A 14,945-nucleotide genomic window follows, 5' to 3' on the forward strand; every position below is an offset into this window, starting at 1 on the left:
CTGGTCATCTACCCACAATTCAGTCGCCAAGGTTATCGCTAACCGGGCCTTGAGCGCACCAGCCGCAAGCAAAGGGCTGGCCGATTTTTTCAATACGTTGCGCCGGGTCCAGTACCCAGGCCCGGGATTGCCACGGTGGCTGGTGGCGCAGGTGCTGGGTGTGGCCGCATGACAGCTCGACGACCCAGTGTCCGTCCTCATCCTGGCGGAAACCCGTGACCGTTGGTCTGTTCGAGCTAGCCCGTTTGTCCGGGTTCCGTTCGCTTTCGGGCAAATCCTTGTTTAGACTTGTCCGTTCTTCATTCTTATGCAAAAGGTCTCGCCCCATGCTGATCGCCGCCAATAAGGCTGTCTCCATCGACTATACCCTGACCAACGACGCTGGTGAGGTCATCGACAGCTCTGCCGGCGGCGCTCCGCTGGTCTACCTGCATGGTGCAGGCAACATCATCCAGGGCCTGGAAAAAGCCCTCGAAGGCAAAACCACCGGCGACGAGCTGAACGTGACCGTCGAGCCGGAAGACGCCTACGGCGAGTACTCCGCCGAACTGGTCAGCACCCTGAGCCGCAGCATGTTCGAAGGTGTGGATGAGCTGGAAGTCGGCATGCAGTTCCACGCTTCGGCGCCGGATGGCCAGATGCAGATCGTCACCATTCGCGACCTGGACGGCGATGACGTCACCGTTGACGGCAACCACCCGTTGGCCGGCCAGCGCTTGAACTTCCAAGTCAAGATCGTCGATATCCGTGACGCCAGCCAGGAAGAAGTTGCCCATGGCCACGTCCATGGCGAAGGCGGCCATCACCACTGATTCCTGCGCTACGTTCAAGGAACCAGTGAACTGGAAAGGCGCCATACGGCGCCTTTTTAGTCGCTTGCTGTTAGCATCACCCATGGCTGTATCGAAAAGATCTGCAAACCTGGAGTTTCGTCATGAGTGCTTTCCACGACCTTAAACTGACAACCCTGGATGGTCAGGAGCTTCCTCTGGCACCGTTCAAAGGGCAAGTCGTGCTGGTGGTCAACGTTGCCTCCAAATGTGGCCTGACGCCTCAATACGCGGCGCTGGAAAATCTCTACCAGCAGTACAAGGACAAGGGCTTCAGTGTGCTGGGCCTGCCCTGCAACCAGTTCGCCGGACAAGAGCCTGGAACCGAGCAGCAAATCCAGGAATTCTGCAGCCTCAACTATGGCGTGACGTTCCCGCTGTCCAGCAAGCTGGAAGTGAACGGTCACGAACGTCATCAGCTCTATCGTCTGCTGGCGGGCGAGGGCGCCGAGTTCCCTGGAGACATTACCTGGAACTTCGAAAAATTCCTGCTCGGCAAGGACGGCCGGGTGCTGGCGCGTTTCTCGCCGCGCACGCCGCCCGATGATCCTGCGGTGATCCAGGCGATCGAAAAAGCCCTGAGCTAAACCGTCAGGCGAACCTTTGTGGCGAGAGGATACATTCCCTCGCCACGTATTGCGGGCCTCAAAACAAAAGCGTTCTCTCGGCTCCCTTCTGATCCTTAATCACTCCAATCAATAGTGCTACCCAGCTCTGCTTCAGTTTCATATTATCGTCGTCATATATGAACCGTGACCGATCCCGTGGAGTGCCCCATGCCTGTACAAGCCCTGTTCAAACCCTTTCAGCTCGGCACGTTCCAGCTGCCGACCCGGGTCGTGATGGCGCCGATGACCCGTTCCTTTTCGCCGGGCGGCGTACCGAACAGCAAGGTGATCGAGTACTACCGTCGTCGCGCGGCGGCCGGGGTTGGCCTGATCATCACCGAGGGCACGACGGTCGGTCACAAGGCGTCCAATGGCTACCCGAACGTACCGCATTTCTACGGTGACGCCGCGCTGGCGGGTTGGAAGAAAGTAGTCGATGCGGTGCACGCCGAAGGCGGCAAGATCGTTCCGCAACTGTGGCACGTAGGCAATGTCCGACGCCTCGGTACCGAGCCGGACGGCGCCGTACCAGGCTATGGCCCGACTGAAAAGCTCAAGGATGGCCAGGTCGTGGTTCACGGCATGACCCAGGCAGACATCGACGAAGTCATCGCCGCCTTCGCCCAAGCGGCAAAAGATGCCAAGGGTATCGGCATGGACGGCGTCGAGATCCACGGCGCCCACGGCTATCTGGTGGATCAGTTTTTCTGGGAAGGCAGCAACCAGCGCACGGACGGTTACGGCGGCGACCTGGCCAACCGTTCGCGCTTCGCCATCGAGCTGATCCGCGCCGTGCGCGCTGCGGTGGGCGAAGATTTTCCGATCATTTTCCGATTTTCTCAATGGAAGCAGCAGGACTACACAGCGCGCCTGGTGCAGACGCCTGAGGCGCTGGAAGCGTTCCTCAAGCCGTTGGCCGATGCCGGCGTGGATATTTTCCATTGCTCCACGCGTCGGTTCTGGGAGCCTGAGTTCGACGGTTCGGACCTGAACCTGGCCGGCTGGACCCGCAAGCTCACCGGCAAGCCAACGATTACCGTCGGCAGCGTCGGCCTGGACGGCGAGTTCCTGCAGTTCATGGTCAATACCGACAAGGTTGCCCAACCGGCCAGCCTGGAAAACCTGCTGGAGCGCCTGAACAAGGAAGAGTTCGACCTGGTGGCGGTGGGCCGTGCTCTGCTGGTGGATCCCGACTGGGCGCAGAAAGTGCGTGACGGGCGTGAGCAGGACATCCTGCCGTTCAGTCGCGAGGCGTTGATGACCTTGGTGTAAGCGGCGTCTGCCTTCGCGAGCAGGCTCGCGATGGCTGCCTCGGCATCATCGGATAATTAACGCACAGTCGGCGCAGCAGGCAGCACCTGCTCGCCGACACAAGCGCTTCGCAATAACGCCTCGAACTGCTCGATCACCGCCCCCCAGCCCTGGCGGCTGGCATGCTGGCGCGCGTTGAGCCTCACGCAACGCAAGGCCTCTGGCTCTTCCAACAGCCAACGGGCCGCGTCGCAAAATGCCTCTTCATCCCCAGGCATCGCCAATACGCCGTTATAGCCATGACGGATGTGCTGCGCCGCCGCGGCCTGGTCGTAGGACACCACGCCCAGCCCGGATGCCAGTGCTTCCAGCACAACGTTGCCGAAGGTTTCGGTCAGGCTCGGAAAGACAAACACATCCCCGGACGCGTAATGGGCGGCCAGCGCTTCGCCTCGTTGCGCCCCGCAGAATATCGCCTCGGGCAGTTGTTGCTCGAGAGCGAGCCGCTGTGGGCCGTCTCCAACGATCACCAGTTTGATTTGCCGTGTCGCAAAAGCACTGCGCAGGGTGTCGAAACTGCGTTTGAGCAGCGCCAGGTTTTTCTCCGGCGCCAGGCGTCCCACATGAAGCACCGCGATAGCGTCATCATCCAGGCCCCAGCTCTTGCGCAAGGCGGCTGAGCGTTTGGCCGGATGAAATAAATGGCTATCCACGCCACGGGACAACAATGCCACGCGTTCGAAATGCCGGCGTTCCAGTTCCAGGCGCTGGCTGACGCTGGGCACCAGCGTCAGGCTTGAGCGGTTATGGAACCAGCGCAAGTAATGCGTGAGCCCACGGCTCAGCAGGCCGAGGCCGTATTGCTGGGTGTATTGCTGGAAGTTGGTATGGAAGCCACTGACCACCGAAATACCCAGGCGCCGCGCGGCACGCAACGCAGACAAGCCCAGCGGCCCTTCGGTGGCGATATACAACACGTCCGGGCGATGACGCTTCCAGCGCCGCAACAGCTTGTGTATCGAAGCCTGTCCCCACTGCAAACCCGGATACCCCGGCAATGGCCAGCCCCGGCACAGCAGCAATTGGTCATCACTGGTCAGACCCTGGTCTCCCGCCTGGCGAGGGCGAATCAGTTCTACCCGATGCCCGCGGGCGCGCAAACCGTCATGAAGACGACCCAGGGTATTGGCTACGCCATTGATTTCCGGCGCAAAGGTTTCGGTGACGAGCGTAACGTGCAGGAGTGTGGTCATGGCCCCAGTGTCGACCGGGGCCATTTCGCCAGTGTGACGTCAGGATGACGGATTTGTGACCGGGTCAGCCCTGTCGCGCCAGCGCCGTCTCGGCGCCTTGCTCCCGCACCCAGAACAACGTCGCCCCGGCCACCGCCGCCGGCATCATCAGAATGTTCACGAAGGGAATCAGCAGCACCAGGTACACGCTGCCGCCAAAACCCAGGCTCTGCCAGCGCTTTTCCCGCAGCCAGGCGAGCATTTCGTTCCAGCCCAGCTTGTGGTTGTCCGCCGGGTAGTCGATGTACTGGATCGCCATCATCCAGATCCCGAACAGCAACCACAGTGGCGCGGCCACCAGATTGACCACCGGGATGAACGAAAGCACGAACAGCCCCAGGGCCCGGGGCAGAAAATAACCGAGCTTGCGCGCCTCTCGAGCCAGGGTGCGCGGGACCATGGCGACCAACTCGCCCCAACTGAACGCTGGGAAATCATCCGTGCCGCGTACTACCACTTCGACCTTCTCGGCGAGAAAACCGTTGAAAGGCGCCGCGATGATGTTGGCAAGCATCGTGAAAGTGAAAAATACCATCAGCACCACAAGGACGACGAACAGAGGCCACAGGACATAGCTCAGGAAACTCAGCCAATCCGGCAGCGACGGCATCAGCGTGTCGACCCACAAGCTGAACTGGTGGCCGGCGAGGTAGATCAGCCCGACGAACAACACCAGGTTGACAGCCAGCGGCAGCAGAACAAAGAGGCGCAGGCTGGGGCTCAGGACCAATTTGAGCCCTTCGCGCAAATATTGCGGGCCGGACAGGACGGGGGCGGGCATAGGTGGCTCCAAGGGTAGTGGACGCGCCCGACCTTACCGACTTTGCCTTGTGCGGGAAAGTCGCGACACGGCGTGTAACAAAGGTTTAGCGCAGGTTTGTCGCTATCGGCAACGTCGCGGCGGATAGAGCTCACCTATGAGCTGGATTGTTAAACCGTATTTCCTTAATCTTCGGTCCCTCGATACGCTGCACCCATTCTTTTTTACAGGACTGTCGAACCCAAGCCTTCCCCAAGTGCATCAACAGTCTTTTTTTATTCCCGCCGCTCAGCCGGCGTTCCGGGCCGCAGGGTCCGGTCAACAGGAGCAGGTCATGTCTGAAGTCCGTCATTCGCGTGTGATTATTCTCGGTTCCGGCCCTGCCGGTTACAGCGCCGCGGTTTATGCGGCACGTGCCAACCTCAAGCCGTTGTTGATCACCGGCATGCAAGCCGGCGGTCAATTGACCACCACCACCGAAGTCGACAACTGGCCAGGCGACGTCCACGGCCTGACCGGCCCGGCCTTGATGGAGCGCATGAAAGAACACGCCGAGCGCTTCGAGACCGAGATCGTCTTCGACCACATCAATGCCGTGGATTTCGCCGCCAAGCCATACACCTTGACCGGCGACAGCGCGACCTACACTTGCGACGCCCTGATCATCGCCACCGGCGCCAGCGCTCGATACCTGGGCCTGCCGTCGGAAGAAACGTTCATGGGCAAAGGCGTTTCGGCCTGCGCTACCTGCGACGGTTTCTTCTACCGCAACAAACCCGTGGCGGTGGTCGGCGGCGGCAACACCGCGGTCGAGGAAGCGCTGTACCTGGCCAACATCGCCAGCACGGTCACCCTGGTTCACCGTCGCGAAACATTCCGCGCCGAGAAGATTTTGATCGACAAGCTCAACGCCCGCGTCGCCGAAGGCAAGATCATCCTCAAGCTCAACGCGACCCTGGACGAAGTGTTGGGTGACAACATGGGCGTGACCGGCGCGCGCTTGAAGAACAACGATGGCAGCTTCGAAGAAATCAAGGTTGACGGCGTATTCATCGCCATCGGCCACACGCCGAATACTTCGTTGTTCGAAGGCCAGCTGGAGCTCAAGGACGGCTACCTGGTCGTCAAGGGTGGCCGCGACGGCAACGCTACCGCCACCAGCGTCGAAGGTATCTTCGCCGCCGGCGACGTGGCCGACCACGTCTACCGCCAGGCCATCACCTCGGCTGGCGCTGGTTGCATGGCGGCCCTGGACACCGAACGTTACCTGGACGGCCTGCAGAACGTTTCGTTCTGATTCATCGGGCATTAAAAAAACCGGCTTCGGCCGGTTTTTTGTGCTTGGTATTTAACGCAACTTCATAGGCGGTTTCTGTGGGAGCGAGCTTGCTCGCGATGGCGTCAACCAGTCAATGTCGGTGTTGGCTGATATACCGCGATCGCGAGCAGGCTCGCTCCCACAAGGTTATGTGTGGTCAGGAAAACCTTGATCAGGCCAGTTCCCCCAGGCACGCCTCCAGGATGTCCAAGCCCTCTTCCAGCACCGCCGCTTCGGTCGTCAACGGCGCCAGCAGCCGGATGATGTGCCGCGATTTACCACTGGGCATCAGCAGCAGGCCCGACTCACGTGCCAGGGCCAGCAGTTGTGTCAGTTGTGCCGGGGCCGGGGTGCCATCGGCGTGGGCCAGTTCGATCCCGCGCATGGCGCCGACGCCGGTCAGGCGGCCCAGGTACGGCGACAGCCCACGGCGGCGCCACGACTCGTAGCGGCTGACGATCGCTTCTTCCTGTTGTGCGCCCCACGCGTGGAGATTGGCGTCAGTCATTTCATCCAGCGTTGCCAGCGCGGCGGCGCAGGCGATGGGGTTGCCAGAATAGGTCCCACCGAGCCCACCCTTTGGCAGGTTATCCATCAGCGACTTGCGCCCTACCACCGCCCCCAGAGGGACACCGCCAGCGATGCTTTTGCCCAGCAGGATCAGGTCCGGGTCGATCCCCAGTCGCGAGAACGCGAAGCGCTGGCCGGTGCGGCCGAAACCGGACTGGATCTCATCGACGATCAGCACGATGCCCTTGTCGTCGCAGAACTGCCGCAACGCCTGGGCGAACGCCACGTCCATCGCCAGGAAACCGGCTTCGCCCTGCACCGGCTCGACGATGAAACAGGCCACGTCGTTTACATCGATCTCGACGCTGAACAGCCTGTCCATGGCTTTCAGCGCTTCGGCGCACGTCACGCCATTGTCGTGGCTGGGGTAGGGCAGGTGATAGACCGGTCCGGGCAGTACGCCGACTTTCTGTTTGTACGGCGCGACCTTGCCGTTGAGATTGAGGGTGGCGAGGGTTCGCCCATGGAAGCCGCCGTCGAAAGCAATCACGGCAGTGCGTCCCGTGGCGCCGCGCACGATCTTCAAGGCATTTTCAGCCGCTTCGGCGCCGCTGTTGGTCAGCATGCCGCTCACCGGATAACCGACCGGGATGAATGCGGCCAGGCGCTCCATCAATTGGAGGTAAGGCGCGTGGGGCGCGGCATTGAAGGCGTAGTGCGTCAGGCGGGTGGCTTGCTCGCGGATCGCCTCGACGATGCGAGGATGACAATGGCCCAGATTCAACACGCCAATGCCACCCACGAAATCAATATAGCGCTTGGCGTCGCAATCCCAGACCTCGGCATTTTTCCCGTGGCTGAGACTGACGGGGTGAACGAAGGAAATCGATTGGCTGATGCTGTCGCGGCTCATGGATGACGGCTCGGAAGAAGAAAGGATTTGCCTTATCTAAGCCGCGAGAAGCAGTGCCCGGCAAACGAAATAAAGTCGCCGGGTCAATCATAAAAGTCGGGATGTGGTGAGGTGCCACTTAACTTGAGACGTATTCCCCGTAGCGAGGGAACAAGCTCCCTCGCTACGACAGCGGGTGAATCAGCGGCGTTGCAATGGCTGGGCTTCGAACTTCACCCCCGCCAACCCGTGGGCTATCAGCGCGCGGATATTGCCGTGGTCGCTGCCTTCGGGCGTGTTCAGTACCGAACGGTAGTGCTCGCCGAATGCCAGGAGCGCCTCTTTGTCGCTCAAGCCTTCAAGCAGTGCCAGGCCCAACGTCTTGCAGGAGCCTTCGTTCTGCCCGGCCGCGTTCTTCACGCCACCGTTGTCGAAGGCCTGGGGCTGGTAGTCGTAGCCTTCGGCAATGAACGCCAGGGTGTCGGCAAAGACATGCTCACCGCTCTCGAGGCTGGCGCGGAAAGTGTTCAGGTCAAGCATCGGGGTTTCCTTTGGCAAACGCCGCTTGCTGCTCGGCATTGGCTTCTTTCTGGTATTGGGCTTTCCATTCGGCATAGGGCATGCCGTAGACAACTTCGCGCGCATCATCGAGGCTGACCTCGACCTGGCGCTCATCGGCGGCGGCCTTGTACCACTTGGACAGGCAGTTGCGGCAGAAACCGGCGAGGTTCATCAGGTCGATGTTCTGCACATCCTTGCGGCTGTCGAGGTGGGCAACCAGCCGGCGGAAAGCGGCGGCTTCAAGTTCGAGGCGTTGTTGGTCGTTCATGAGGGTCTCTGCGAGACAGCTTCAAGCGGCGAGCTTCAAGCTGCTAGTTGGTTTGCGGCGTTCAGGCTTGAAGGTTACAGCTTGAGACTGTTGGCGGCTACGGAGTAGCCCTGCTTGCTGCGAGCGTGATCGATACGGACTCGGCGAAGCGCAACGCGTGTGGCTTGTCGACTTCGACCTCGGCGTACAGCACCGACTCGTTCGCCATGACCAGGTCCAGCAACTCCTGGGTGAGGCGTTCGAGCAGGGCGAAGCGATTGCCTTCCACATGGGCAATGACTGCCTTGGTAATGGTGCGGTAGTTCAGGGCGTGGTCGATGTCGTTGTCGCGCACGGCCTCTTGAGCCGCGTAGAGGATGGTCAGGTTGATCAGCACATCCTGCTTGTTGAGGATTTCATCCTCATTGATGCCGATGAACGTACGCAGGCGCAGGTCCTTGACCTTGATACGCGCCATGGCGGGTTGAAGTTGAGGCATTTATTGGCTCCGTCGAATCAATTGCAGAAACTCCTGACGCGTGGTGCTGGATTCGCGAAAGGCACCGAGCATCACCGAGGTGTTCATGGTCGAGTTCTGTTTTTCCACACCGCGCATCATCATGCACATGTGTTGGGCTTCGATCACCACCGCAACGCCGGCAGCCTGGGTGACCTCCTGCACGGCGTCGGCAATTTGCCGGGTGAGATTCTCCTGGATTTGCAGGCGGCGGGCGAACATGTCCACCAGCCGGGCGACCTTCGACAGCCCCAGGACCTTGCCCGTTGGAATATAAGCCACATGGGCCTTGCCGATGAAGGGCAGCAGGTGATGTTCGCACAGTGAATAAAGCTCGATGTCGGCAACGATCACCATTTCATCGCTGTCGGAAGCAAACAGAGCGCCGTTGACGATCTGCTCGACGCTTTGCTCGTAGCCATGACACAGGTACTGCATGGCCTTGGCCGCGCGCACCGGAGTATCCAGCAGGCCTTCGCGCTCCGGGTCTTCGCCCAGGCCGATCAGGATCTCACGGTAATGCTGGGGCGAAAGCGCCATGGATACTTCCTCGAACCGTGACTATTTGAAGTGCCGCCCGCCATTTACCGTCAGGGTCGTGCCGGTGACATATGAGTTATCCAGCAGATAACGCAAACTCTGGTACATGACTTCGCTGCCGGGCTCGATACCCAGCGCGGACTTGGCCAGGGCCTTGGCACGATAGGTTGGGTCGTCGCCGGGATTGAACAGTAGCAGGGCCGGGGCGATACCGTTGACTTTGATGGCCGGTGCATACTTCGCCGCAAATGACAGTGTCAGACTTTCGAGGCCGGCCTTGGTGGCGCAATAGGCGATGTGCTTGCTGCTGCCTTTGCGTGTCACGTCATCGCTGATGTGCACGATATCCGCTGGGACCGAACGGCGCAGAAGCTCGGCGCAATGCAGGTTGATCAAGTAAGGCGCGAGCATATGGACGCCAAACATGGCGTTGAACGCGGTGGCTTCGCTATCCGGCGTCTCTGCCAGCCAGGCCGAGGCGTTGTGCACGATGGCTCGCAACTGGTCGGTGTGCTGCTTGAGCAGATCGATGAAGGCCAGGATTCCCGGTTCGCTGGCAAGATCGGCAAACAGCACCGTGGCCCCCAGGTCCCGCAGCGTCTGCACGCCCGGGCGTTCGGTGCGGTAAGTGGCTATGACCGGCTGCCCGTCCTCCAATAAACGTCGGGCGCAGTGCAGGCCGACGCGTTGGGCTGCGCCGGTGATCAGGATCGGGGCGGTGGACATGGGACGGTTCGGCTCGGTTCGCGGCACAAGCAAAAACTATAACAGCGACGGCCGGCGCCTCCTATGCGTAAAGACGAGTCCAGCGCTGGGGCGCTGTCAGGGGTTAACGATTTCGAGACCGGTTCCCTTGACCGGGGACCCAGACATTTTGTTTCGCTTTGTAACGAGGGCTATGGGAAAAACGCCCCGTGGGCGTTGGGCTGCGCCTGGTAGCAGGGTGCGCGAGCGTTGTTCCTTTCGAGCAATAAACAACGAATCCGCAGGGAGGACGTGTTTGTCCTTGTCAGCCCATGGCAGGAAAGGGGTAAACTGGGATCCAATTTTCCAGCTGGGAAATCCAGGCAAATGAGCGCGATAGTCGAGGAAAACCACCCTTCTCAGGCATCTGTCGCTTCGACCCGCGAGGATTTGCTTCCGATTCGGGAAGTCGCCCGGTTGACGGGGGTCAACCCGGTGACCTTGCGTGCATGGGAGCGTCGCTACGGCCTGATCCAGCCCACACGCACCGAAAGCGGGCATCGCTTGTATTCTTTGATCGATATCGAAAAGGTGCGGAGCATTCTCGCCTGGATCGAGCGCGGGGTCGCCGTGAGCAAGGTGGGTAAGATCCTTGCGAAAACCGAATCGGTACGGCCAGTCTCCAAGTTTATTTCACCCGATCTGGTTCGTGCCGATTACAGCGATTGGCAGCAGCAGGTGTCGGATGCGGTCGGCAATTTTGACGACATCGAACTGGATCGTGTCTACGGAAAGATTTTCTCGAGTTACGCCGAGCCCGTGGTATTCCAGGACATTCTGATGCCGCTCTGGCGAGACCTGCTGCATCGCCAGCATGAGTTCGGGCATACCAGCGAATGGCTGTTCTTCGACGGTTTCTTGCGTTCGCGGGTCATGCACCGTCTCTTGCTCAAGCGTGAGGCAACCTCGCGGCGAGTGCTGGTCAGTGCCGTTGCTGGTCAATGCCGGGAGTTGGAGTTGCTGGTAACAGCGCTGTTCGTTTCCAAGGCAGAGGTGGGCGTGCGGGTCATGCCCGTCGGGCAGCCCTTTGATGAACTGACGCTGGTTTGCCAGAAGATCCGGCCGTTGGCGTTGGTGCTGGTCTCCAATCATGCACCGGCCGCCGAATTGCCCAGGCGGCTGACCAAATTGGCGATGGGCCTGGATTGTCCCCTGTTGCTGGCCGGCGAAGCCTCCGATCTGGCACAGGAAAGCCTGGCGGGATCGCCGATCGCTTGTCTGGGAAATGAGGGTTCGGTGATGGGGCAGCGCTTGCATCAGTTCCTGGCGGGTAACCTGGATACGTGAACCGCGTTTAGAAGTGCATCGCCGGATGGGTCAGGCGGTGCTGTTGCAGGATGTATTGGCGCAGGCGCTCGGTTTCGTCCTGGTCATGCTGGGCCAGGTGATAGGCATACATGCCTTGCTCTGTTTCCCGTTCGAAAGTCCCGCGAAGAGAAATCCTTTCATAGCCAGACGGGCTGAACCACAGGGCGAATTGCTTGGGCGGCTTGGTGCGATTGCGTATTTCCAGCAATACGCCTTTGCAAGAGACCTCGTGCACCCATAAGGGCCCTGGCTGGCCCTTGGCGTTCTCCAGGGCGACTGGCTCATCAAGCGTCAGGCGCCACGGGCGCACCTTCGGCCCCTCTTCATAGATGCTCGGCACACCCAGGCGAAGGTGCATCGCGTGGAATTCATCTTCGACGAGTTGTAACGGAAAGGTCATCTGTTGATTTTCGAAATTGGCCTGCAGCGTGACCTGTTCATTCGCCGCCAGGCGTGTCAGCAGATCACGGATCTGCGACCCACCGTTTACCAGCAAGCTCGACGTGACATCCCGCTCGTTCAACTGCGGGTTGTGCTGCATGGTCCGGATGAAATCCAGCTCATCCTGGGTGAGAAGGGCGTCGCGCTGCATAAGGTGCTCGAAAAAAATTACTTTCACCGGTGATTGTAGTGACTGACCGCTAATTCGCGGTTTTGTTTTCGCCATTCGTCGCATGGAGGCGCGCGACGGTTTCCCGGGCTTCAGCCAACTCCGCTTCCAATTGGGTAATGCGCTGTTGAGCCTTCACTTGGGCCGTTACGTCTTTTTGCACACCGACGAAATAGGTGTGGCCGTCAGCCTCGTTTTTCACCGTGGACAGCGACAACTCGTTCCAGAACGGTGTGCCGTCCTTACGGTAGTTGCGCAGGATCTGCCGGCAGGAGCCGCCTTGCTTCAACGTTGTGCGAATGAACTCGAGGGAAGGCTGGTCGCGATCACCCGACTGCAAAAAACGGCAGTCCTGGTAGAGGATTTCGTCACTGCTATAGCCAGTCAGCCGCTCGAATGCAGGGTTCACGTAGATCAGTATGTTGTCTTCGCCTTCCTTCTCGGCGATGACGATCCCGTCGTTCGAAGCGTTGATCACCAATTGCATCAGATGAGCGTTGATCATGAAACCTTCCCTGTTGAGCAGCCGAATAAACGCTTTATAAAAAAGAACGTCCAGCGATGTCTATTTGCCATTATCTGGTGTTGAGAGTCAATCGCAGCTTTCACCCGCAGCCTGTTACTATTCCGGTCTTCTATTCAGCTTCAGGATCAGATTGATGAAAGTCGCGATTCTTTCCGGCTCCGTATACGGCACGGCCGAAGAAGTTGCCCGCCACGCCGAAACAATGTTGCGTGATGCCGATTTCGAAACCTTCCTTAATCCGCGGGCAACCTTGGCGGATATTCTGTCCTTCGGACCACAAGCGTTGCTGGCCGTAACGTCGACAACGGGCATGGGTGAGCTGCCGGACAACCTGATGCCGCTGTACTCAATGATTCGCGACCAGTTGCCCGCATCGTTCCGCGGCTTGCCTGGCGCTGTCATCGGCCTGGGTGATGCCAGTTATGGCGACACGTTCTGCGGCGGCGGCGAGCAGATGTGTGAATTGTTCGCCGAGCTGGGCGTGCAGCAAGTACTGCCTATGTTGCGCTTGGATGCCAGTGAAAGCGTTACGCCTGAGTCGGATGCCGAACCCTGGCTGAAGGAGTTGATCGGCAAATTGAAGCCGGCCTGATGTGACCCGCTCGGCCAGTAAGCTGGCTGCCAATGCAACTACCGCCCTCGCTGGAGCTGACTAGACTGGTTTTTTTGTTCACGAAGAAGTGGACGTTTTCTTATAACAAGAAGCCAGAGAGAGGTCATAGCCGTGAGCGTAGCGTCCCTTCAATTGGCAGCCAGCATCAAGGATCAGGTCAGTGCAGCCGAATGGCAAACCCGAGTCGATCTTGCGGCCTGTTATCGGCTGATCGCGCTGCATGGCTGGGACGACCTGATCTTCACCCATGTCTCTGCGAAGGTGCCTGGCACGGAAGAGTTTCTGATCAATCCGTACGGCTTGATGTTCCAGGAAATCACCGCCTCGAACCTGGTCAAGATCGATCAGGCTGGCAACAAGCTAATGGACAGCCCCTACGAGATCAACCCCGCGGGCTATACCATCCACAGCGCGATTCACGAGGTGCGGCACGACGTGGCGTGTGTGCTGCACACCCACACCGCCGCCGGCGTCGCGGTGTCGGCGCAGAAGCAAGGAGTGCTCCCGATCAGCCAGCAGTCGTTGTTCGTATTGTCGAGCCTGGCGTACCACCCTTATGAAGGGGTGGCTTTGAATCCTGAGGAAAAAGTCCGCCTGCAAGCTGACCTCGGTGAGAACAATTTCCTGATGTTGCACAACCATGGCCTGCTGACCTGCGGCGGGACGATTGCCGATACGTTCCTGATGATGTTCATTTTCCAGCGAGCCTGCGAAATCCAGGTCCTTGCCCAGACCGGCGGCGCCGAGCTGATTGCCATCGAGCCGCAGGTGCTGGCCGGTGCCCGTGCGATGGTGGCCGGCGTGACCAAGAGCGCCCAGGGCATGGGAGGCGCGTTGGCCTGGCCGGCGCTCCTGCGCAAACTCGACCTGCAAGATCCGAGTTATAAGAGCTGATGCCCATGGTCCAGATCCCCTTGCGTATCTGGCGCCAGCGCGGCCAGACGTTCATGTTTCGTGGCCACGCTATCCGTTACTGGACTGCGGGGCACGGCGAGCCATTGCTGCTAATCCACGGGTTCCCTACCGCAAGCTGGGATTGGCACTACCTTTGGCAGCCGCTGGCACAACGTTATCGGGTGATTGCCTGCGACATGCTCGGTTTTGGTGACTCCGCCAAGCCAGTGGACCATGTCTACAGCCTGCTCGAACAGGCCGATCTGCAACAGGCACTGCTGGCCCACCTGAATGTGACGCAAGCGATCCATATACTGGCCCATGACTACGGCGACAGTGTGGCGCAGGAGCTCATCGCCCGGCATGGCGAGGCACGCGCCAATGTCGCCAGTTGCACCTTTCTCAATGGCGGTTTATTCCCGGAAACCCATCGTCCGGTGCTGATGCAAAAACTGTTGCTCAGCCCTCTGGGTTGGCTGATCGGCCGGGCGTTTTCCAGGGATGGCCTGGTCAAGAGTTTCCGACGGATCTTCGGCCCTTGGACTGCTCCCACCGAGAGTGAACTGGATGATTACTGGAGCCTGGTCGAAACCCATCGCGGGCCACGGATCATGCACAAACTCATTGCCTATATCCCGGAGCGGCGCGTGCAGCGTGATCGCTGGGTCAAGGCGATGCAGCGCGGCGAGGTGCCCATGCGGGTGATCGATGGGGCGTTCGATCCCATTTCCGGCGCGCATATGGTGGCGCGCTACCAAGCCCTGGTTCCCAACCCCGACACAGTGTTGTTGCCCGATATTGGTCACTACCCCCACACCGAGGCGCCTGTACAGGTGCTCAAGCATTACCTCGCGTTTCGTGAAGCCATCGCTGCGCCTTCCCGGCAACTGGCGTGTTCCTGACGCTTGCCTCAGGGCGACGTAG

Annotated in this window: 19 protein-coding genes; 8 read left to right on the forward strand and 11 right to left on the reverse strand. The window is 59.9% G+C overall.

The genetic code is table 11. From position 1 onward, the window contains the following. Nucleotides 1-19 precede the first annotated feature (19 nt). Entirely contained in the window at nucleotides 20-358 is a 339-nt protein-coding gene (locus J3P76_RS04510; protein ID WP_420765502.1) for a DUF3565 domain-containing protein, read from the reverse strand. Between J3P76_RS04510 and J3P76_RS04515 the strand changes: the two genes are divergently transcribed. The 3 genes from J3P76_RS04515 to J3P76_RS04525 all read left to right on the forward strand — a co-directional run bounded on the left by J3P76_RS04515 (nucleotide 327) and on the right by J3P76_RS04525 (nucleotide 2,710). Next, nucleotides 327-812 carry an FKBP-type peptidyl-prolyl cis-trans isomerase gene (locus J3P76_RS04515; protein ID WP_265066092.1) on the forward strand — a complete coding sequence of 162 codons (486 nt, stop codon included), beginning with the start codon at nucleotides 327-329 and terminating at the stop codon, nucleotides 810-812. The genes J3P76_RS04510 and J3P76_RS04515 overlap by 32 nt on opposite strands. A gap of 122 nt (nucleotides 813-934) precedes the next feature. After that, nucleotides 935-1,417 carry a glutathione peroxidase gene (locus J3P76_RS04520; protein ID WP_434607742.1) on the forward strand — a complete coding sequence of 161 codons (483 nt, stop codon included), beginning with the start codon at nucleotides 935-937 and terminating at the stop codon, nucleotides 1,415-1,417. A 189-nt stretch (nucleotides 1,418-1,606) separates the two neighbouring features. Then, complete coding sequence (locus J3P76_RS04525; RefSeq protein WP_434648939.1) at nucleotides 1,607-2,710, forward strand: NADH:flavin oxidoreductase; 1,104 nt, start codon at nucleotides 1,607-1,609, stop codon at nucleotides 2,708-2,710. Nucleotides 2,711-2,766: 56 nt separating this feature from the next. Here the strand turns inward: J3P76_RS04525 and J3P76_RS04530 are convergent, their stop codons facing one another. Both J3P76_RS04530 and cysZ read right to left on the reverse strand, forming a co-directional pair. Beyond that, nucleotides 2,767-3,966, reverse strand: a complete 1,200-nt coding sequence (locus J3P76_RS04530; RefSeq protein WP_434701587.1) for a glycosyltransferase family 4 protein — start codon at nucleotides 3,964-3,966, stop codon at nucleotides 2,767-2,769. A gap of 40 nt (nucleotides 3,967-4,006) precedes the next feature. Continuing rightward, entirely contained in the window at nucleotides 4,007-4,762 is a 756-nt protein-coding gene (gene cysZ / locus J3P76_RS04535) for a sulfate transporter CysZ (protein ID WP_434607736.1), read from the reverse strand. Between the two features lie 313 nt (nucleotides 4,763-5,075). Here cysZ and trxB point away from each other — a divergent pair, with 313 nt between their 5' ends. Continuing rightward, nucleotides 5,076-6,038 carry a thioredoxin-disulfide reductase gene (trxB, locus tag J3P76_RS04540; RefSeq protein ID WP_420765497.1) on the forward strand — a complete coding sequence of 321 codons (963 nt, stop codon included), beginning with the start codon at nucleotides 5,076-5,078 and terminating at the stop codon, nucleotides 6,036-6,038. Between the two features lie 193 nt (nucleotides 6,039-6,231). Here trxB and J3P76_RS04545 read toward each other — a convergent pair whose 3' ends face one another. The 6 genes from J3P76_RS04545 to folM all read right to left on the reverse strand — a co-directional run bounded on the left by J3P76_RS04545 (nucleotide 6,232) and on the right by folM (nucleotide 10,052). Then, the gene (locus J3P76_RS04545) at nucleotides 6,232-7,482 is read right to left on the reverse strand and encodes a 2-aminoadipate transaminase (protein ID WP_434701588.1); all 1,251 of its coding nucleotides are present in this window, start codon (nucleotides 7,480-7,482) and stop codon (nucleotides 6,232-6,234) included. A 180-nt stretch (nucleotides 7,483-7,662) separates the two neighbouring features. Continuing rightward, complete coding sequence (locus J3P76_RS04550; protein ID WP_420765495.1) at nucleotides 7,663-8,001, reverse strand: HopJ type III effector protein; 339 nt, start codon at nucleotides 7,999-8,001, stop codon at nucleotides 7,663-7,665. Further along, nucleotides 7,994-8,290: a DUF1244 domain-containing protein gene (locus tag J3P76_RS04555; RefSeq protein ID WP_420765494.1), complete on the reverse strand. Its 297-nt coding sequence runs from the start codon at nucleotides 8,288-8,290 to the stop codon at nucleotides 7,994-7,996. The genes J3P76_RS04550 and J3P76_RS04555 overlap by 8 nt, the downstream gene beginning before the upstream one ends. Nucleotides 8,291-8,387: 97 nt before the next feature. Further along, the gene (gene folX, locus J3P76_RS04560; protein WP_420765493.1) at nucleotides 8,388-8,768 is read right to left on the reverse strand and encodes a dihydroneopterin triphosphate 2'-epimerase; all 381 of its coding nucleotides are present in this window, start codon (nucleotides 8,766-8,768) and stop codon (nucleotides 8,388-8,390) included. Further along, nucleotides 8,769-9,326, reverse strand: coding sequence for a GTP cyclohydrolase I FolE (gene folE / locus J3P76_RS04565; protein ID WP_434560605.1), 558 nt, complete (start codon nucleotides 9,324-9,326; stop codon nucleotides 8,769-8,771). Nucleotides 9,327-9,347: 21 nt separating this feature from the next. After that, nucleotides 9,348-10,052 (reverse strand): dihydromonapterin reductase, encoded by a 705-nt coding sequence (folM, locus tag J3P76_RS04570; protein WP_434701589.1) that lies wholly within the window; start codon nucleotides 10,050-10,052, stop codon nucleotides 9,348-9,350. 345 nt (nucleotides 10,053-10,397) lie between these two features. Here folM and J3P76_RS04575 point away from each other — a divergent pair, with 345 nt between their 5' ends. Beyond that, entirely contained in the window at nucleotides 10,398-11,357 is a 960-nt protein-coding gene (locus J3P76_RS04575) for a MerR family transcriptional regulator (protein ID WP_434560603.1), read from the forward strand. A 7-nt stretch (nucleotides 11,358-11,364) separates the two neighbouring features. Here J3P76_RS04575 and J3P76_RS04580 read toward each other — a convergent pair whose 3' ends face one another. Together J3P76_RS04580 and J3P76_RS04585 are read right to left on the reverse strand one after the other, a co-directional pair. Beyond that, nucleotides 11,365-11,970 carry a hypothetical protein gene (locus tag J3P76_RS04580; RefSeq protein ID WP_420765489.1) on the reverse strand — a complete coding sequence of 202 codons (606 nt, stop codon included), beginning with the start codon at nucleotides 11,968-11,970 and terminating at the stop codon, nucleotides 11,365-11,367. A 49-nt stretch (nucleotides 11,971-12,019) separates the two neighbouring features. After that, the gene (locus J3P76_RS04585) at nucleotides 12,020-12,493 is read right to left on the reverse strand and encodes a PAS domain-containing protein (RefSeq protein ID WP_434560601.1); all 474 of its coding nucleotides are present in this window, start codon (nucleotides 12,491-12,493) and stop codon (nucleotides 12,020-12,022) included. Nucleotides 12,494-12,647: 154 nt separating this feature from the next. On the opposite strand from J3P76_RS04585, the gene J3P76_RS04590 reads away from it, so the two are divergent. From J3P76_RS04590 to J3P76_RS04600, 3 genes are all read left to right on the forward strand, one after another. Beyond that, nucleotides 12,648-13,106, forward strand: coding sequence for a flavodoxin (locus tag J3P76_RS04590; protein ID WP_420765487.1), 459 nt, complete (start codon nucleotides 12,648-12,650; stop codon nucleotides 13,104-13,106). Nucleotides 13,107-13,238: 132 nt separating this feature from the next. Next, complete coding sequence (locus J3P76_RS04595) at nucleotides 13,239-14,021, forward strand: class II aldolase/adducin family protein (protein WP_434701590.1); 783 nt, start codon at nucleotides 13,239-13,241, stop codon at nucleotides 14,019-14,021. After that, the gene (locus tag J3P76_RS04600) at nucleotides 14,021-14,923 is read left to right on the forward strand and encodes an alpha/beta fold hydrolase (RefSeq protein WP_434607723.1); all 903 of its coding nucleotides are present in this window, start codon (nucleotides 14,021-14,023) and stop codon (nucleotides 14,921-14,923) included. Before J3P76_RS04595 ends, J3P76_RS04600 begins: the two co-directional genes overlap by 1 nt. The last annotated feature ends 22 nt before the right edge of the window (nucleotides 14,924-14,945 follow it).

Origin of the sequence: Pseudomonas sp. D1-36, from assembly GCF_051132205.1 — a bacterium.
Taxonomy (GTDB): domain Bacteria; phylum Pseudomonadota; class Gammaproteobacteria; order Pseudomonadales; family Pseudomonadaceae; genus Aquipseudomonas.